The sequence below is a fragment of the Nocardia sp. JCM 38205 genome (assembly GCF_058222935.1).
This window is the reverse complement of sequence record NZ_JBYHFL010000013.1, coordinates 20,371-38,229: the sequence shown is the minus strand read 5'-3', so window position 1 is coordinate 38,229 and position 17,859 is coordinate 20,371. Positions and strand designations below refer to the sequence as shown.

17 protein-coding genes and 1 tRNA gene are annotated in these 17,859 nt (G+C 65.3%); 5 read left to right on the top strand and 13 right to left on the bottom strand.

Features of this window, described 5'->3' with window-relative positions; genetic code table 11:
- The first annotated feature begins 195 nt into the window (after positions 1-195).
- Positions 196-327: a hypothetical protein gene (locus AC4HOU_RS28700; protein ID WP_255220970.1), complete on the top strand. Its 132-nt coding sequence runs from the start codon at positions 196-198 to the stop codon at positions 325-327.
- A 589-nt stretch (positions 328-916) separates the two neighbouring features.
- Here AC4HOU_RS28700 and AC4HOU_RS28695 read toward each other — a convergent pair.
- The 3 genes from AC4HOU_RS28695 to AC4HOU_RS28685 are packed head-to-tail and all read right to left on the bottom strand — an operon-like array spanning position 917 to position 3,848.
- Positions 917-2,119 (bottom strand): NAD(P)/FAD-dependent oxidoreductase, encoded by a 1,203-nt coding sequence (locus AC4HOU_RS28695; protein ID WP_014349801.1) that lies wholly within the window; start codon positions 2,117-2,119, stop codon positions 917-919.
- Complete coding sequence (locus AC4HOU_RS28690) at positions 2,116-3,504, bottom strand: cytochrome P450 (RefSeq protein WP_036542643.1); 1,389 nt, start codon at positions 3,502-3,504, stop codon at positions 2,116-2,118. Before AC4HOU_RS28690 ends, AC4HOU_RS28695 begins: the two co-directional genes overlap by 4 nt.
- Positions 3,505-3,527: 23 nt before the next feature.
- Positions 3,528-3,848: a 2Fe-2S iron-sulfur cluster-binding protein gene (locus tag AC4HOU_RS28685; RefSeq protein WP_036542641.1), complete on the bottom strand. Its 321-nt coding sequence runs from the start codon at positions 3,846-3,848 to the stop codon at positions 3,528-3,530.
- A 131-nt stretch (positions 3,849-3,979) separates the two neighbouring features.
- Here AC4HOU_RS28685 and AC4HOU_RS28680 point away from each other — a divergent pair, with 131 nt between their 5' ends.
- Positions 3,980-4,987 carry a helix-turn-helix domain-containing protein gene (locus tag AC4HOU_RS28680; protein ID WP_048833994.1) on the top strand — a complete coding sequence of 336 codons (1,008 nt, stop codon included), beginning with the start codon at positions 3,980-3,982 and terminating at the stop codon, positions 4,985-4,987.
- A gap of 1,473 nt (positions 4,988-6,460) precedes the next feature.
- Here the strand turns inward: AC4HOU_RS28680 and AC4HOU_RS28675 are convergent.
- The 3 genes from AC4HOU_RS28675 to AC4HOU_RS28665 all read right to left on the bottom strand — a co-directional run bounded on the left by AC4HOU_RS28675 (position 6,461) and on the right by AC4HOU_RS28665 (position 8,527).
- Positions 6,461-6,895: a DUF6968 family protein gene (locus AC4HOU_RS28675; RefSeq protein ID WP_014349796.1), complete on the bottom strand. Its 435-nt coding sequence runs from the start codon at positions 6,893-6,895 to the stop codon at positions 6,461-6,463.
- 98 nt (positions 6,896-6,993) lie between these two features.
- The gene (locus AC4HOU_RS28670) at positions 6,994-7,710 is read right to left on the bottom strand and encodes an HIT family protein (protein WP_014349795.1); all 717 of its coding nucleotides are present in this window, start codon (positions 7,708-7,710) and stop codon (positions 6,994-6,996) included.
- Positions 7,703-8,527, bottom strand: coding sequence for an aldo/keto reductase (locus AC4HOU_RS28665; RefSeq protein WP_197538408.1), 825 nt, complete (start codon positions 8,525-8,527; stop codon positions 7,703-7,705). The genes AC4HOU_RS28670 and AC4HOU_RS28665 overlap by 8 nt, the downstream gene beginning before the upstream one ends.
- Between AC4HOU_RS28665 and AC4HOU_RS28660 the strand changes: the two genes are divergently transcribed.
- On the top strand, positions 8,444-9,424 hold the full coding sequence (locus AC4HOU_RS28660) for a tyrosine-type recombinase/integrase (protein ID WP_178128356.1): 981 nt from the start codon (positions 8,444-8,446) through the stop codon (positions 9,422-9,424). The genes AC4HOU_RS28665 and AC4HOU_RS28660 overlap by 84 nt on opposite strands.
- 25 nt (positions 9,425-9,449) lie before the next feature.
- On the opposite strand, the gene AC4HOU_RS28655 is transcribed toward AC4HOU_RS28660, so the two are convergent.
- Positions 9,450-9,522: transfer RNA gene (locus AC4HOU_RS28655), tRNA-Asn, on the bottom strand.
- Positions 9,523-9,721: 199 nt separating this feature from the next.
- On the opposite strand from AC4HOU_RS28655, the gene AC4HOU_RS28650 reads away from it, so the two are divergent.
- Complete coding sequence (locus AC4HOU_RS28650; protein WP_014349793.1) at positions 9,722-9,967, top strand: hypothetical protein; 246 nt, start codon at positions 9,722-9,724, stop codon at positions 9,965-9,967.
- A 9-nt stretch (positions 9,968-9,976) separates the two neighbouring features.
- Here the strand turns inward: AC4HOU_RS28650 and AC4HOU_RS28645 are convergent, their stop codons facing one another.
- From AC4HOU_RS28645 to AC4HOU_RS28625, 5 genes are all read right to left on the bottom strand, one after another.
- Positions 9,977-10,570: a DUF6636 domain-containing protein gene (locus tag AC4HOU_RS28645; RefSeq protein WP_228816051.1), complete on the bottom strand. Its 594-nt coding sequence runs from the start codon at positions 10,568-10,570 to the stop codon at positions 9,977-9,979.
- An 87-nt stretch (positions 10,571-10,657) separates the two neighbouring features.
- A complete protein-coding gene (gene dnaG, locus AC4HOU_RS28640) occupies positions 10,658-12,586 on the bottom strand; it encodes a DNA primase (RefSeq protein ID WP_163817285.1) in 1,929 nt (642 codons plus the stop codon).
- A gap of 137 nt (positions 12,587-12,723) precedes the next feature.
- Complete coding sequence (locus AC4HOU_RS28635) at positions 12,724-13,977, bottom strand: deoxyguanosinetriphosphate triphosphohydrolase (protein WP_195021349.1); 1,254 nt, start codon at positions 13,975-13,977, stop codon at positions 12,724-12,726.
- Position 13,978: 1 nt separating this feature from the next.
- Positions 13,979-14,674, bottom strand: a complete 696-nt coding sequence (locus AC4HOU_RS28630; protein ID WP_195021350.1) for a YdcF family protein — start codon at positions 14,672-14,674, stop codon at positions 13,979-13,981.
- 75 nt (positions 14,675-14,749) lie between these two features.
- Positions 14,750-15,358 (bottom strand): TetR/AcrR family transcriptional regulator, encoded by a 609-nt coding sequence (locus tag AC4HOU_RS28625; RefSeq protein WP_280212788.1) that lies wholly within the window; start codon positions 15,356-15,358, stop codon positions 14,750-14,752.
- Positions 15,359-15,593: 235 nt separating this feature from the next.
- Between AC4HOU_RS28625 and AC4HOU_RS28620 the strand changes: the two genes are divergently transcribed.
- Positions 15,594-16,922 (top strand): lipase family protein, encoded by a 1,329-nt coding sequence (locus tag AC4HOU_RS28620; RefSeq protein WP_195007246.1) that lies wholly within the window; start codon positions 15,594-15,596, stop codon positions 16,920-16,922.
- Between the two features lie 58 nt (positions 16,923-16,980).
- On the opposite strand, the gene AC4HOU_RS28615 is transcribed toward AC4HOU_RS28620, so the two are convergent.
- Complete coding sequence (locus tag AC4HOU_RS28615; RefSeq protein WP_194991219.1) at positions 16,981-17,772, bottom strand: DUF2382 domain-containing protein; 792 nt, start codon at positions 17,770-17,772, stop codon at positions 16,981-16,983.
- Between the last annotated feature and the right edge of the window lie 87 nt (positions 17,773-17,859).

Sequence of the window (17,859 nt, the reverse complement as noted above, 5' to 3'; positions counted from 1 at the left end):
GACCCGTAAGCCCTGCGCAATTGGGTGCGCCGCGCCGCGGTCGACACCGGCGGCGCCGAAGGCGTGTCGACGGAGGCAGCGAGGGAGATTTGCCAGCTGCACCGCACGAATAGGGAATCCGAGGAACGATCGGAATCCGCGAAGCGGCAACATCTTTCTTCGTGCGACTAGCGGCCGCGATAGCAGTGGCTGATCGTGCGCGGCAAGAAGGTCGGCATGACCAAACCGAACCAGGCCGCGTCGAGAGCGACCGACCTGGCGGACCGGCAGTTTCGGGTTCTGGCGCAGAACACGCGGCTCATGGCCGATTCACCTACATCCGCCTGATCACCGATGTTCGTCTACCGCGTTCGTCGTCGATGCCTACGCCAGCTGCGTCCTCGGCTCGGAATGCTCGACCAGCGAAGACGCCACGTTTGCGGAGAAGGCGATCCGGCCCGCGGTCGCTCTGCGGGCTCGCGAAGGTCTTCCGGTCGGTGGAGCGATACATCATTCCGATGTGAGGTCTCGATACACCGCAGTGAAACTCGTGGAAGCACTGGCGGTCTCGGATCTCCGGCGGTCGGTCGGGTCGGTCGGTGACGCCTACGCCAACGCGTTGGCAGCAACCACGATGCGGCTCCACACAACCGACGCGATCCCCAGCGATTCCTGTTTCGGCGCGATCCGCTGACCCGGCTCGACGACGTCGAGCTCCTCAGCGAGGACTGAGTCGGCTGGTTCAGTCCCGAATCGTGCACTGCTGGGGCTGCAACCATCGGCCGAACACGAGACGGGCTGCTATGCACTGAACGTCGCGCAATCGGCTGGGGGTTGGGTAAAACCGGTGCATCGAAGCGAGAGCGGGTCAGCCACCGCTGAGCTGGCCTACCGCCCCACGCACTGCCGCGTATCCATCACCCAACAGACCGTGGCCTCAGGCCGAGCCGGCGAGCAACAGTTCGTCCCGGTTGATGTGGAGTTGCTGCGTGATTGCCCGCTTACTGAATACGAAGTCGCGGGGGCGGTTGATACAGTCGGCGGCAACGAGCTCGCCGGCGCGGAGGTAGAAGCAGGTGAAGTCGCGGTCCCCGGTTGGGTCCCCGCTGAGGACGACTTCGTCGTATCCGGTGTTGAGGCCGGCGATCTGGAGCTTGAGATCGTATTGATCCGACCAGAACCACGGAAGCGCCGCTATCTTCCTGGACTTCCCGTTGATGGTCGCGGCCGCGACCTTGGCCTGCTCGCTGGCGCTCGGCACCGACTCCAGGCGTATACGGCGGCCGTAACGGGCCATCCGGTGACTGGCGCAGTCCCCAGCCGCGACGATATCGGGGTCACTGGTCTGAGCCTGGTCGTCGATTACGACTCCGTTGTCGACGACCAGATCTGCGGCGGCCGCGAGCTCGGTGTTCGGCTCCACGCCGATGCCGACGATGACGAGGTCGGCGGGAATCGCTTCACCACAAGACAGGACTACCTCTCGGACCCGGCTGTCGCCAGACACAGCCTCGACCAGCGCGTGCGTGCGGATGTTCACGCCCTCGTTCCGATGGATTCGGTCGAAGAACGCCGAGACCTGCGGGGCAGTGACCCGTTCGAGGACGCGCTCGGTCGCCTCGAGCACGGTGACTTCAAGACCCAAAGCTCGCAGGGAGGCGGCCGTCTCCAGTCCGATGTAGCCGCCGCCGACGATCACGGCCCGCCGCCCGGGGCGGGCAGCGGCTCGGATCATCTCGACATCGGCGGCGGTGCGTAGGTAGTAGACCCCTGCCAGATCGGCGCCCGAGGTGGCGAGCCGACGAGGGCGGGCACCAGTGCACAGCGCGAGCTTGTCATAGGGCAATGCGTCGCCAGTGCTCAGTGCGAGGCGACCAGCCGATCGATCGATCGCCTCTACTGTCGCATCCACGAGTTTGATTCCCTGCTTGCGATAGAATTCCGCGCTGCGGATCGCGAGCTCGTCAATTGTGCTCTTCCCGGCCAGATAGGCTTTCGACAGCGGAGGGCGTTGATAGGGTAGAGTCGGCTCCTCGCCGATGAGGACGACCTCGCCCGTCCACCCATCCTGGCGCAGACTGGCCGCGAGTTGGACTCCACCATGGCCGGCCCCGACGATGAGAGCTCGCTGTAGACTCATACGTCTGCCTTCGGAGTGAGGCGGACCATCATCTTGCTGATGCCCCGCACGAAGTTGGACTGCACGTACTCGGGCTCCCCCACGACCTCGATATTCTCGAAGCGAGGAAGCAGCTCCTCCCAGAGGATCCGAAGCTGCAGCTCGGCCAGCCGGTTGCCCATGCAGCGGTGGACGCCGAAGCCGAAAGCGATATGGTTGCGGGCGTTGGACCGGTCGATTATGAACTCGTCCGGTCGTTCGAACACGCGCTCGTCGCGATTGCCCGAGGCATACCACATCACCACTTTGTCGCCCTTGCGGATGTACTGGCCGTTCAGAATTGTGTCTGCCTTGGCGATCCGGCGCATGTAGGCCAGCGGAGTTTGCCACCGGATGATCTCCGAGACCATATTGGGGATCAAGCCCGGGTTCGCCTTCAGCTTATCGAACTGGTCAGGGAAGCGGTTGAGTGCAAGCACACCGCCGCTCATCGAGTTCCGGGTCGTGTCGTTGCCACCGACGATCAGCAACAAGAGGTTGCCCAAGAACTCCATCGGGCGGTCGATCAGATTTTTGGTGTTCTCGTTACCCTGCAACATGGTGATCAGATCGAAGCCGGGTTCCTCCCCGCCGGCTGTCCGGGCCGCCTTGTCGTGCCAGAGAGCGCTGAGACCGCGCGCCATATCGCGCATGCCGGGGAATATCTTGTCAAGGTCCGAGGGACCGCCATTGGCTTGCTCCATCGAGGTCGCGAGATCTGACCAGTAGACGAGCTTGCGACGCTGCTCGTACGGGAAGTCCAGCAGGGTCGCGAGCATTCGAGCGGTCAACTCGATCGAGACGTTCTGTACCCAGTCGAACGGCTGATTCACGGGCAGGTCGTCCAGCACTTCCTGGACACGCGATCGAATCAGACCCTCCATCTCACGCAAGTTCTTCGGTGCGACAACACCCTGGACCGCGGCCCGCTGCGTGTCATGGCGTGGTGGGTCCATCGCGATGAACATCTCGACATCCAGGAAGCGCGGCGGCGCCCCGATGATAATGAACGGCTCGGCGGAGAAGACCTCATGGTTCTTGTCGACGGCCACTATGTCGGCGTGACGCGTGACGGACCAGAATGGACCGAACGGACTGTTGGGCTGATAGTGGACCGGAGCCTCGTTGCGCAACCGCTCGAAGTAGTCCTGCCAGCGCCCCTGACGATAGAGGAAGGGGTTGCTGAGATCGATGTCGGCGAGCTCGACCTCATCGACAGGCGGGATGGGCTTCTCGACGAAGAGCTTCTCCCCATTCGTCCCGGTAACCCAGCGACGCGTCTTGTCGTACAGATGTGCGCCTTGGATCTGCAGATCCATCGGGATGGTCGACTGCACCTTGGCGGTGATTGCTGAAGGAATATTCATCACGATTCAACCGTCTCTCGTTGTCACATCTGGAACTCAGGCAATTGGACGGTCAAACCGTCCCAGTCCGCGGAGGCAATCATCTGGCAGGACAGCCGAGAGGTCTGCTGGCGCTCAGGGTTCATCGCAAGCATCTCCTCCTCTTCAGGGCCGGAGAAGCCGACCCGCTCGATCCAGTGCGGATCGACGATCACATGGCAGGTACCGCACGCGGCTTCGCCTCCGCAGTCACCGTCGATGCCGGGAACCGCATTGTTTGTCGCGACTTGCATCAGTGAGCGCCCCTCTTCGAGAGGCACCTCATGCTTCTCTCCGTCGTGGGAGACAAAGGTGACAACTGCCATGGCAACTCCTGATACGTAGCCTCGATGTGAATACCTGGTAAAAGTCTTGCCGAAGAGGTGATCGACGGCTATGTTCGACAGGGGCAGAAACTTGTGAATTCGGCTCAGCGAGATGACGGTGACATCAAATGATGGGGGCATACCGTGGCGACGCCGGTGTCCCCCCGCTCGTGTTCGTTCAGCTGCTCGAGAGCCAAGCGCTTGACCCAGATACCGTCGCACAACTTCGCAACATCATGGTTCGCGAAGGAATCGACGAGCCGGCCCTGATCAAGAATGACGTCCAGATCCCGCTGCGCTGGTTTCGGGAGGTCTACCCCGAGCTCGATGCCGACCAGGCAACCCTGCTCGGCTTCGCGTTCGCCGAACAGGCCCAGCTGACATCCTTCGGCCCGCTGAGTTTCCCGCTGGTGAGCGCCGGGTCGGTGGCCGAGATCGTAGAGCTGCTCACATACCTGCCGTTGATTTCGACAGCGGTCAGCCCACAGTTCCATCCAAGTGAGCACGGCCTCACTGTCGGGCTTACCGGACACACACGTGATCCGGCTCTGGACTGCCTGGTCGTCACCTACAGTGGGTCGGCGCTAGTGCGGCTGCTCGACATGCTCGCCGACGAAGTACGGACCATATCACTCCATCTGAGCTGGTCGGCGCCAGCCTTCCCGACCGGTCACGAAAATATGCTAGCCGGGCGCGTGTTCTTCGACGCTCCGACATCGTTCCTCCATATCCCTGCCGCCACGCTCAACGAGGTCTGCCGGTTCTCCGATCCCGTAGCGTATCGACTCGCCATCGTCGATCTGCAACGAACTCTCGACCAGCGCAGCGGAGCCATACCGTTGTCGGAGAAGGTACGACGGCTGTTGGAGAAAGACCCGGGACGAAGAAGTAGCCAGTCGGTCGCCCACGAGCTGTCGATGTCCACCAGCACGCTCAAGCGTCGCCTCGCCGAGGAGGGGACCACCTTTCGCGCGTTGTGCCAGTCAGTCCTGCGCGAACGTGCGATGCTGCGGCTACTCGACCGATCCATGTCGGTGAGTGAGATCGCCACGGATCTCGGATACAGCGACCTCGCCAACTTCTCACACGCCTTCAAGCGATGGACCGGCCGCTCTCCCAACGAGTTCCGGCGTACATGACACGCGAGTTGTCCGAGCAGTTCGGAGGATTCGCCTGCGGCTACGTGCGGGCGAGGCCTACTGTTCGGCGGATGTCCGCTGCTGGTAGGGCGAGAGCTTATTCTTCGTTCCGAGTGTCGACATCTCACCAAATAGGCCCGATGACTCTCACCCCTGTGTCGTCGATCGGGCGCGAACCGTTCAGGGTCGAAGACCTCGGAATCGGTCTTGTGTTGGGGCGCGTGGTGATTGACTGCGGGAGCACCGTGAGCAGCGATTCAGAGGGAAACAATGTCCGAGCAGGTCGGAATCCGCGTCTTGTTGCGCTGACCAGAGGTACCGGGGCAGCACGAGGGGCTCCTTGATCATCAGGGCGTGGGAGTTGGGTTTACCGAGGCCGTTGATGACGTTGACACCGTGCCGAGCACTACCGAGTCCGCCCTCGCGGGCTCCTGCCATTCCGGGTGCTTGACAGGGAAGTACGCGGCGGCCGTCGTAGTGCTGGTCGCAGTATCATGAGCAGACGTATCCCGGAGACGCAGTCGGCGCTACGGTCGGCGCGGCCGGGCCAGCGGAACGATGGCGTCCCTCAGGCCAGGGTGGCGTAATCTCTGAATCTCAGGTTTCATGGAGTCGGGAGAATTGGCAGACACAGGATTGAACAGAGCGTCCTATGCTGATTCGACACGATCAATTCACTGCCGTTCTTGGCTCCACGCCGTCTGGGCTGCCCCTCCCGCAACGGGCCTACGCGACAGCCCCACGAACCGCTTCGTCGAGCTTCTCCTTCTTCTCATCGGTTGTAAGTGACCGAGCGCGAGTGTCGGGCCGCTCCGCATTCAATGCGATGGGCTGGGGGACTGGTCATGCCATCACATACGCCGTTAGCCGAGGTGTGATTCTCATTCGGAGTACCGACCGGTCCGACCACCGCTTCACAGTGGGGCCGTTCGGGCAGATTCACCTGCCCGTCGCCATTCACCGCGCCCTCGGTATCCTCCCGGGAGATTGCGTCCTACTCATCCCATTGCCGGAGTGCGCTACTGTCGCGGTCATCCCACCCGGAGTTGTCGAGGACACGCTCTCCGATGGTCTTGGCGATCGGTCGGCAGCGCCATGACCACCAATGATCTAGAGGTCGCACGGGCACTTCTCGCTCGCCTCGGTGTCCAGCCCGAAGCACTGCTGCGAACGCCACACGAGAATGGTCGAACTCCAACCTTTGCCGAGTACACACAGCGGGTCGAGGCAGCGGTGTCGGAAGGCGCGGCGGACCTACCTCCGCTACTGGCGAAAGCTTGCGCAGCGGAGGCCGCACCGCGGCATAGACGAACCAACCTCTCTCGAGCTTCAGGCACTTGTCGAAGAAGCCCGCCAGAACGCAATCGTTCGACGGAACAGCCGTGGCGGACGCTCCGCCGCTGAGCGTCCATGGCTGCCAGCCAGTCGCGAAAGGCTGGATCCTGCTGGGCATACTCGAACCCAGCATCCTGGTCATCGTTGCTCATCGTTGCCTGCCCATTGCGTCGTTCTCACCGTCGCCCGTGCATTCTCCGACTGCTGCCGCTCCGACGCGGTCGACTGTTCACGTTGCGCACCGGCGTCTTCCGTGCGGAGGCAGGCGAGAAGGTCGTGGCCGAATCGCGGTGGGACGAGTCCGAGATCGGAGCTGGCGTTCCACAGACAACCGGCGTCGGAGACGATGCGATCAGCGAACTGGAGGGCCTGGATCAGCGCATGCTCCGAATCGACTCCGCCGATCGTGTACACCGTCGTGTGTTCTGGGATGCCGTCGATTCGGATCGAGCACCCGTAGCCACTGCCGCCGTCGAATTGAGCGGGTAGTGCGAACTTGACCAGAACCCGCTCGCCATTTCTGGTCAGCTCGCGTTCGGCGATCGGCGGGCCGATGAACTCTCGCAGCTGCACGGCCCGATCCTATGATCAGTCGCTACCGCGAACACGAAATTCGGCGAGCTGAATCGAAATGACGGCGCTCTGCGGTGTGGCCGAGATGACTGTCACTGTCACCGCCGTTTCCTGCTCCCGCCCTCTGTGCCAGGTTCCAGGTATTTGGGCAGTGTCAGTGCGGCGTCGATGGTTGCGCGCATGTTGTCGAGGAAGGGGAAGAGTACGCCGTCCCATTCGTCGGGTTTGCTGATTTGTGCGGCGAGGAGGCGGCGGAAGTATTGGCTTTTGGCGCCGGTGGCGATAGCGATGGCACCGCCGTGGGTGTCGGAGTGGGTGAACAGGTAGGGGTGCCCGTCCCCTCTGGCGACGGTATCGCGGGCGGCGTCGAGGTAGGTGCTGGTTTCGGTGGTGGTGAAGTCGCGTTGTAGTGCGGTGAGGTAGATGTCGGTGGTGCCGATCGGGGCGACTTGGGTGTGGGCGTGGTCGGCGCAGGCGCCGCCTTTTTCCCGGAAGTTCTTCGCGCCGTGCTCGAAAACATGGGCTTCTGCCCCGAATTCGGCGGTGAGCCAGGTTTTGACACCGGTGAGGAGGGTGTCGAATTCGGTGTCGAGGTGGTCTGGGAGGTAGCCGAGCGACAGGATGTGCTCGCGCGGGATGATGAGGGTGTAGCCGGGGACGAGGGCGCCCGCGCCGGGGACGACGATGAAGTTCTCGCTTTCGTAAAGTAGATACGATTCGCCGATGTCGCGGCCGAGGAGGTCCCACAGCAGGTGGGAGTCGGGGCGGCGTTCGATTTCGGCGCAGGAGATGCAGATTGCACGGCGGTCATCCATGGTGAGCGTCTTTCGGTTGTGGTTCGTCGGTGAAGACCTGCCCAGTGGCGTCTAGCCGCTGTTGAACGTCGGCCGTGATGCGGCGCGCGGTGTCGATGGTGTGGGCAGGCGGCGGGTCGCCGAGGCAGGTCATGTTGGTGGTGATCTGTTCGGCTCTGGTGACTCCGACCAGGACTGCGGCGTTGTCACTGCGTTGCAGGCACGACCACAGAGCGATGCGGATCAGGTCAGCGGGGTCGGGGCCGGCGAGGCGTCGGAGTTGGTCGAGTCCGTCGGTGATGATCGTGACTGCCGTCGGTGTGAACCAGCGTTTGCGGGATCGGTGGTCGCCGGGTCCGAATTGGCGGGGCCGGGTGGGGTGGTGGCTGCCGGTGAGCAGGCCTTGGGCGAGGGGTTTGGTGATCAGGACGCCGCAGTTGTGGTGGTCGGCGAGTTGGAAGATTCCGGCCCGGGATTGGGGCGTGAGCAGGTTGTCGCGGACGGCCAGCACGTCTGGGTCGATGTTGTTGAACAGTTGCACGAAGCGCTGGTATTTGTTGCCGGTGGTGGCGCCGGTGAGCCGGTCAAGGGCGTGCCGGTGTGGCCCGCGCATGCCGATCGCGCGGATGAGCCCTTGGTCGCGGAATCTGCGCATGGTGTCGATTGCTGCGTCGAGGTAGGTGTCGTTGCCGCCGAAGTCGGGGTGGTGGAAGAAGTAGATGTCGAGGTGGTCGGTGCCGAGGTTGTGCAGGGTTTGTTCGAGCTGGTGGCGCATGTGCAGGGGCTGATAGCCGTGTGCGGCCGTTCCGCGGAAGTATCCGACCTTGGAGGTGATCACGACGGCGTCGCGGGGCAAATTGAGGTCCCCGAATGGTGGACAGGGGGTCAAGCGGCTGTAGCAGCGCACATTGGTGTCGATGAGTTCTGCTTCATCTTGGCATCGGTGTATTGGTCCACGGTGCCATGCCCACGGAAACTGACCAAAGCCGAGGAGAAGCGAGGGATCCGTTCCTATACCCCTCCGACGGTCGCACAATTCTGCGAGGGCGCAGACCTCGCCGACGTTATCGCGATCATGGGCGCAACCGGCCAACGCCCCAGCCAGGTGCTCGGCCTCGCATGGCCGTTCTACGACCGGGAACGCCGGACAATCCGGACTGTCGGCAAGGTCGTGCGCATCCCTGGAAAGGGACTGGTCCGCGTCGTCAACGACGACGACCCGAAGAATCCCCAAGGCACGATTGCGCTCCCCGATTTCGCCGTTGAGGTCCTCGACCGACGGTGGGAGCTGCTACGGAAGAGGAAGCGGGACTGCCCACCCCCTGGCAACTACGACGTTGACCTGATCTTCCCGACATCGAAATGGACACTGCGCGACCCGGTGAACGTCAACCATCAATGGCAACGTGTCCGCGAGGCCCTCGGGCTACCGGACGATGTCGTCCCCTACTCGTTCCGCAAACTCGTCGCAATGATCTTGGATGACGAAGGGTTGTCGGCGAGGGTCACCGCCGACGTCCTGCAGCACGCCGATCCGGCCATGACTCAGCGAAAGTACATGGCCCGAGGGCGGGTGCATCACACCGCGGCTGCGGTCGTCCACAGTGCGGTGATGGCCGGGCTCGGCAAGCCGGCGCAGGATGACGCCGCAATCGGACGTGACGCGACTTTCTTGAGACTTAGTTGCGAGTTCGGCGGCCGTGGTACGAAAATGGCCCCTGACCGTGCAGAGTGAACTGCTGGTCAGAGGCCTTTTCCTGCTCCCCCATCTGGACTCGAACCAGAAACCTGCCGATTAACAGTCGGCTGCTCTGCCAATTGAGCTATAGGGGACTATCCTGTTGGCTCGTTTCGTTCCGGGCGAGCCGAGGTGAAACTTTAGCGTATCGGTGGGCGGGGGCCCAAATCGTGTCGTCAGAGGGGGTTGAGGGGGCGCTGAGCGGGGCATCTGGGGGGTGGGCGGATCGACAGGGGTGGTGGGCTTCGGGCAGGATGTAGGCCGCGGACAGGCGAACGGGAGGAGCTCGAACAGATGCTGCGGTTGATGATCGGCATCGCGGCCGGGTATGTGCTCGGCAGCAAGGCCGGGCGGGCGCGCTATGAGCAGATCAGCGCGGCTACTCGCGCGGTCACGGGGAGCCCGGTCACCCGCAAGCTCGTCCAGGTGAGCAGGCAGAAACTGTCGGACAAACTCAGCACTCGGCCGGCGCTGGAACCGATGGAGCCGATCGACGAGCGCACCACCGTGCTGGTGCCGCACGATCAGCTGCGGCGCTGAGACGACCCGTCAGAACAGGTACTGCCGATCCGCGGCGATCATGAAGCCGTGCCCGGCCTGATCGCAGCGGACGCCCGTCGGCATCGACGTGCAGGCGGTGCCGCGGACGATGATCGTCTCCCCGTACTCGAGCACGTTCCCGCCGCCCTTGCGCGAGCCGTCGGTGGGTGAACCGACGAAGAAGCCCTGATTCACGCACATGAACCGGGCCGCGCCGCCGAGGACCTGCGCTGCCACAGCGCGGTCGGCGCGGCTGGTATCGCAATCGGCCAGCTCCGGGGGCACCACTGCGGTCGTGCCGAGCTGGCAACCGGTACCGAGTTCACCTTCATTGATGAAGCCGCACATGATGTTTCCGGTCGGCGACTGGAAATAGTAGTAGTTGCCCTGCTGGAAGTCGCGCGCGTCGACGGTGGCGTCGTCGCGGGAGGGCAGGGTGGTCTCGCTGCCGGGCGGCGTGGCCGGTTCCGGTGTGCCGGCAGTGATCGGCCGACCGGTAGCCGAGGCACTCGACACCGATGACGTCGTGGGGCTGTCCGCATCACAACCCGACAGACCGATGGCCACACACACCGCCAGGCCCGCGAACACCGCTCGTCTCATCCCACGCCTCCCACCGTCGATGCCGAACCCGGCTACCGGATGGATCATCGGGCCGCACAGATTCGTTACGGCGGCAGCGAGCCCGGCTCAGTGCGGGGCGAAGTCGTCGGAATTGCCCATGGCCTGCTCGAGCAGGCTCTTGCGGTACTGCTCCAGCGCCACCAGATCACCGAACAACGCCAGATAGGCCTCGGATTGTTCGGTGGACGACACCCGGTGCAGTTTCGATTTCAGTTCGGCGATCTGGCGGCCGACCAGACCTTCCTGGGCGCGGGCCAGAACACCGGTGACGAAGCGCGGGATGTCGTCGGCCGACTTCACCGGGAGCGGTTCGCTCGCCAGTTCCGAGATCAGTGCGCGCACGGTGAGGTCGTCGGTGCGGTCGGAGACCGCGCCGACCCACTCGGCACCGACGAGGCCGGCCGCTGTGCCGCCGGCTTCGGCGATCAGGGTGCGGATGTGCACGTAGGCGGGGTGGGTGAAGGCCTCGGTTTCCAATGCGTCGAACGACGGGCCCGCGATGGACGGGTATTGCAGCCCGGCTGCGAGCGCCTGGCGTTGCGGAAGCAGCGTCGGATCGGTCGGATTCGGCCGTGCCACCGGGGCATCGGTGCCGTTCTGCGCACGCGGACGACGCGCCGCACCGGTGGCCGTGCCCCCGGTGCGCAGCCGTTTGGCTTCTTCTTCGACGCGGCGGTAGACGGTCTGCACGTCCAGCCAGCCGGTGCGGTCGGCCAGGTCGGTGGCGTAGCGCTTGCGCCTGCCGTGGTCTTTGATCTGTGCCACCAGCGGCACGCCCCAGCGCAGCACCTCGACCTGGCCGTCGCGGGTGAGGTCGTTGATGCGTGGATCTTTGCGCTTCTCGATCTCGCTGTCGAGGGCGAATTCGAACAGCAGGCGACGTTTGGCCACCACATCGCGCAGGGCGGCGTCGCCGGAATGCTGACGCAGCTCACACGGATCCTGGCCGTCGGGTGTGGTGGCGACGTAGATCTGGGCAGCCACCTTCTGATCGTTGAGGAAGGCCTTGAGCGCAGCCGCCTGGCCCGCCGCGTCACCGTCGAAGGTGAAGATGATCTCGCCGCGCCAGAAGTTGTCGTCCATCAGCAGCCGACGCAGGATGGCCAGATGGTCGTCGCCGAAGGCCGTACCGCACGCCGCGACAGCGGTTTTCACACCCGCAAGGTGCATGGCCATGACGTCGGTGTAGCCCTCGACGACCACCGCCTGATGCCCCTTGGCGATCTCACGCTTGGCGTGATCGAGCCCGAACAGCACCTGAGATTTCTTGTACAGCACCGTTTCCGGCGTGTTGACGTACTTGCCCGGCATGGTGTCGTCGTCGAAGAGTTTGCGGGCGCCGAAGCCGATGACCTCGCCCGCCAGGTTGCGGATCGGCCACAGCAAGCGACGGTGGAACCGATCGATCGGACCGCGCCGCCCTTCCCTGGACAGGCCGGCCGCTTCGAGTTCTTTGAACTCGAAGCCTTTGCGCATCAGGTACTTGGTGAGGGTGTCCCAGCCCGCGGGAGCGTAACCGCAACCGAATTGGGCGGCCGCGGCCGCGTCGAAGTTGCGTTCGGTGAGGTAGGCGCGGGCCGCTTCGGCTTCGGGTTCGCGCAGCCTGGCCATGTAGAACTCGTGGGCCGCGGCGTTGGCGGCGACCAGCCGGGCGCGGGTGCCGCGGTCGCGCTGGACCGAGGTGCCGCCACCTTCGTAATTGATCTGGTAGCCGACCTTGTCGGCGAGCTGCTCGACGGCCTCGACGAAACCGACGTGCTCGATCTTCTGGATGAAGGCGTAGACGTCGCCGCCCTCACCGCAACCGAAGCAGTGGAACAGGCCGTGATTCGGCCGCACATGGAACGACGGTGATTTCTCGTCGTGGAACGGGCACAGGCCCTTCATGGAGTCGGCGCCGCCCCGCTTCAGCGCGACGTACTCCCCCACCACGTCCTCGATCCGGACGCGTTCGCGTATCGCAGCGATATCGCGATCTGGGATTCGTCCGGGCACTGTTGAAGTCTAGCGGGCGGCGCCGGACGCGGGCCGCGGAGCCGTCGCTGCCAGGAGCCGGCCTCGGGCGGACTCGATCGGTGCTACGCACCGGTCGAGCTGTGCGCGGACGCGCACCGAGCAGTGTGCGACCGCGATCAGTGCGCGAGCCGAGCGGCGATCCGTTCCAACCGGCTCTCGGTATAGGACGCGATCTGGTCGACGATCACCCGCACCCGCGCGGTGTCGTCGGCGGCGGCGTCCCACCACGGCAGCAGCAGCGGGTCGAGACCGGTGGGCGCGGCCGCCAGCAGGCTCTCGGCGACGGCGGTGATGCGGTCGCGCTGGGCGGCCTGACGCAGTTTGTGATCCGGATCGGACATGACGTAGCGCAGCGCCACCGTTTTGAGGATGGCGACCTCGGCGGCCACGATCGGCGATATCTCCAGGTCAGCGGCATATCGGGTGAGCGGTCCCGGCCCGGCGACCCGGCGGGTGTCGACCACCGCCGCGGTGGCGAACCGCCCGACGAGTTCACTGGTCAACCGCTTCAAGGCGACCGAATCGGTGAGCGAGCCGTCATAGGTGAACACCCGGCGCACCACCGGCAGCTCCGACAACCGCTGGGCGGCGGCGACCAGATCGTCGACCGACAGCGACCGATGGTGCACATGCCCCATCTCCGCGAGTGCGCGTTGCTCGACACGATCGGCCAGGGCGCGCAGGTCGATGCGCCCGGCGATGATGCCGTCCTCGACGTCGTGCACCGAATAGGCGACGTCGTCGGACCAATCCATGATCTGGCATTCCAGGGTCTGCCTGCGCGGCGGCGCACCCTTGCGCACCCAGGCCAGCCGGTCGGCGTCGATGTCGTAGGCGCCGAACTTGGTGCCGGAACCGGCGCGCTGCCACGGGTACTTGATGGCGGCGTCGAGAGCGGCTCGGGTCAGGTTGAGGCCAGCGCTGGTGCCGTCGGCCTCCAGCACCTTGGGTTCGAGCCGGGTGAGGATGCGCAGATTCTGGGCGTTGCCTTCGAAACCGCCGTATCGGTCGGCCCAGATGTCGAGAGCCTGCTCGCCGTTGTGGCCGTAGGGCGGATGGCCGATGTCGTGGGCGAGTCCGGCCAGATCGACCAGATCGGGATCGCAGCCGAGTCCGTCGGCGATGCCGCGGCCGATCTGGGCGACCTCGATCGAATGGGTGAGCCGAGTACGCGGGGTGTCGCCGTCGCGCGGGCCCATGACCTGGGTTTTGTCGGCCAGTCTGCGCAAGGCGGCCGAATGCAGCACGCGGGCGCGGTCGCGGGAGAAATCGCTGCGATGGCCGTTGCTGTCGCTGGTGAGCCCGGCGGTTTTCGGGCCCTCCAGGACCAGGCGTTCGCGGTCGTGCGCGCTGTAACCGTCGGCGCTCATCTCATTGCCCCGCGGTGTAGCTGAAGTCGGCGGAGAAGTGGGTGAGCTGATACCACAGCAGCGCGAATGTCTCCCGGAAGATGCCGTGCGCCTGCGATTCCCTGGTGTAGACGGCCGGACCGGTACGGGTGGGTGCGGTCCAGGCGTCCAGGCCCGCGTCCTGCGCCATGGTGCGGGTGCGCAGCGAATGCCACGGATCGCTGACGAGCACCGCCGAGGACATGTCGCGGGCGCGCATGGCCGTGGCGACGGCTTCGACGCTGCGCAGGGTGTCCGATCCGGTCTCCACGGCGAGGATCCGGTCGGCGGGTATGCCTCGGTTCATCAGATAGTTCTTCCCCGAGGCGGCCTCGGTATACAGATCCCCCTCTTGTTTTCCGCCGACGGTGATCACTCGCGGCGCGACCCCGGCCTCGAACAGGTCGTAGGCCTGATCGAGCCTGGCCTCGAACACCGACGACGGCGTGCCGGAATACTGCGCGGCGCCGAGCACCACGATCGCGTCGGCCTTGCGGTAATCGTCGATCCGCGCCACCTGCCACACCCGGAACGCCGTGCCGAACACCAGCACCGTTCCCACCAGCACCACCCCCGCGACCAGCCGCCACCCCCATCGCAGCATGCCCGCTCCTACTCCCCGCGCCACCGCGGGTTCGGTGACAGTGCCCGTCCGTGTGCGCAGTGGTGCCGAATTCACTCCTCGAGTTTGCCAGCTGGGTTGTGCTGTTCCATCCGGGCGAGGGTTCTCCATCGAATCGTTACTGATCTCGGCTCAGGTGCGCTCGCCAGGTCGTGCCGTGGAGGTGCGGCCGAGTGCCGCGCTTTCGTTGTCGGCGGTCAGCCGGTAGATGGTGCGTTCGAGGGTGGGCAGGATGTCGGTGATCTCGATCGAGCCGATCGCGAACGCGCCGATCAGTGCCAGCGTCATATTGGTCATGATCAACGCCACGTCCTCGGCGTAGATCGGGTCCAGATCGCTGAGCAGGCCGAGCGCGACCGGGAGGACCGCGTTGAAGCCCTGGGTATCGAGACGCTGCCCGCCGGGGCCGAGGCGGGCGCGGTGATAGGCCTCGAGCATTCTGGGATTGCGCTCCCACGGCTCGAAGACCGTGCGCAGCACCATCGTCAGGCCGTCGCGAACGGTGACGTCCGCGGGCAGCGGCGCCATGTCCGAATAGGTGTTATCGGCCATCCACTGCTCGACCGCGGAGACGATCAACTCGTCACGGGTCGGGAAGAGCTTGTAGACGGTCGCGAGGGAAACATGCGCGCGACGGGCGATGAGCCTGAGTTGGACCGCGTCGTAGCCGTCGGACTCGAGCACGTCGAGCACGACCGCGATGATCTGTGCCGATATCTCGGATTCTCGCCCGCTACCCACCTTGGTGACAGTAACCCGGAGCGTCGGTAACGGGGTTACCAGCAGTGGGTAACCGTGTTACCCTCTCGTGAGCCGCTTCACATCCGAGCCCCGCCACATGGGCGGATGCGGGCGGCGACCGACCACGCGTCGCCGGGGGGACGGCCCACAACTCGCCGAAATCCGCGACGCCGCCCGCGATCCACCGGGCTATCGCACAGGCAGCCGAGGGCGCCTGGCCTCAGAAAGAAGATCCATGCAGCCACAGCACCACGGCCCGCACCCACGCAGACGGCACGGACGCATCCGGCGGGCACTCGCCGCCGGTACGATCGCCTGCCTGAGCGCTGCGGCGGGCCTCTACACCGCCGCAGCGGCCGGCGCCGTCCCCGAGTTCTACACGCCACCGGCCGATCTGCCCGCCGAGCGTGGCGCGATCGTCAAGACCGAGCCCATGCCGCTGTTCATGATGGCTCCGGGCACCGAGGGCTGGCCGGTGCAGGCGCAGCGAGTGATGTTCAGCTCGCGCACCCAGCACGACGTCCCGGTAGCCGTCACCGGTACCTTCATCGACGCGACGCAGCCGTGGCGCGGCGCGGGCGAACGTCCGACCATCGTCATCGCACCGGGCACCGTCGGCCAGGGCGATCAATGCGCGCTGTCGCTGGCCTTCAGCACCGGCATGCATGTCAGCACCGAACCGCTGTCGCTGTCGGCGAATCAGGAATCGCAGTCGGCCGCGGCGTGGAACGCACTCGGCGCGCGGGTGTTCGTCACCGATTACATCGGGCTCGGCACGCCGGGCGTGCACACCTACGCCAACCGGATCGAACAGGCGCACGCCGTGCTCGATGCCGCCCGTGCCGCCAACACCCTCGCCGGCAGTGGATCCCGTACACCCCTTGCCATCTGGGGCTACTCGCAGGGCGGCGGAGCGGCAGCGGCCGCGGCGGAGATGCAGCCGAGCTATGCGCCCGAGCTGAACCTGAAGGGCACATGGGCCGGTGCTCCGACCGCCGACCTGATGCAGGTGGTCGGCCAGATCGACGGCAATCTGATCGGCGCCGCCATCGGATTCGCGATCAACGGTTTCACCGACCGCTACCCCGAACTGCGCAGGATCGTCGACGAACTCACCACCCCGAGCGGTCGCGCCCTGCTCGACAGCGTGCGCACCGAATGCATCGCCGACATCATCGCCAAGCACCCGTTCACGCGGACCAGCGATATGACCGTCGACGGCAGGCCGCTGTTCGACCATCTGCGCGAACTCCCCGCCGCGGCCCAGATCCTGCGCGAGCAGCGCATCGGCAGCCTCACCCCCACCAGCCCGGTGTTCATCACGCACGGCCGCAACGACGACACCGTGCCCTACGGGCAGGGCCGCCAACTGGCGCAGGACTGGTGCGACAAGGGCGCGACGGTGACCTTCCGCACCAACGAACTCCCGCCGATCGCCCCCGGCACCACATTCGGCAACCACTTCGGGCCCGAGATCATCGACGGCTTCGGCACCGATAACGCGATCACCTATCTGCTCGACCGCCTCGCCGGAAAACCGTTGTCCGGCTGCACGTTCGACTGAGCCGAGAGGCCCGGGGCGGCATGCCCCCGGGCCTCACCCGAGCCGGTCGACGCCGGAGTCAGCGGCGACGCCGCTCCTGCGGGTCGACCCCTTCGGTGTCGATGCGTTCCTTGCGGACGGTGTCGGAGACCGTCTGCTCCTCGGGAACCTCGTCCACCGCCAGCCGGACCTGCTCGACCGGTACCGATTCCTTGTGCGCCGTCACGCGGTCTTCGTGCAGCGTCACCTCGCGCTCGTCTTCGGCGATATCGCCGGTAACGGCGGACGGGTCGGTGATCGGTTCACGTTCGACCCTGACCTCCTCATGTGTCGTCGGCACGGTGATGGACTGCTCCTCGGTCACCACGTACTTGCGCAGCCGGGCCTTGCCGGTCGCCTGCCGCTCGGTGTCGACATCCAGGCGTTCCTCCGAACGCACCATGGCCTCGTCGCTGTCGGTACGGCCGGTGCGCCCGCCCATCTGCTGCTCGGTCCCCGTCATCCCGGCCGCGCCACCGGCGGGAGCGGCGTGCCTGCCGTACTCTTCCCATCCGGCATGGCCGGGGTCGATGCCGTAGTGGACGAACAGCTCCGATTCCGCTTCCGGGGTGATCAGTCCGTCACGCTCGAGGTGCGGCGCTGATTTCACCGCCTCTTTTCCGACGCTCACCTGCACCTCGTCGGAATCCTCCCGGACGCGAGCGCCGGCGAGGGGCACGAGTGAATCGTCTCGGAACAGGCCTGTGCTCACCGCTGCCCAGGTCGGCTGACCCGAGCTGTTGTCGACGTAGACGCGCTTGACTTTGCCGATCTTGTCGCCGCCGGGGTCGTAGACGACATCACCGATCAGATCTTCCACTTGTTGAGCCATGTCTTCCTCCTCGTTGTGCAGCGAAGGAGCGACGACGGGCCGGGTATGCGGCCTTACGCCGCGAGTCGTCCTATCGGCACGTCGGTG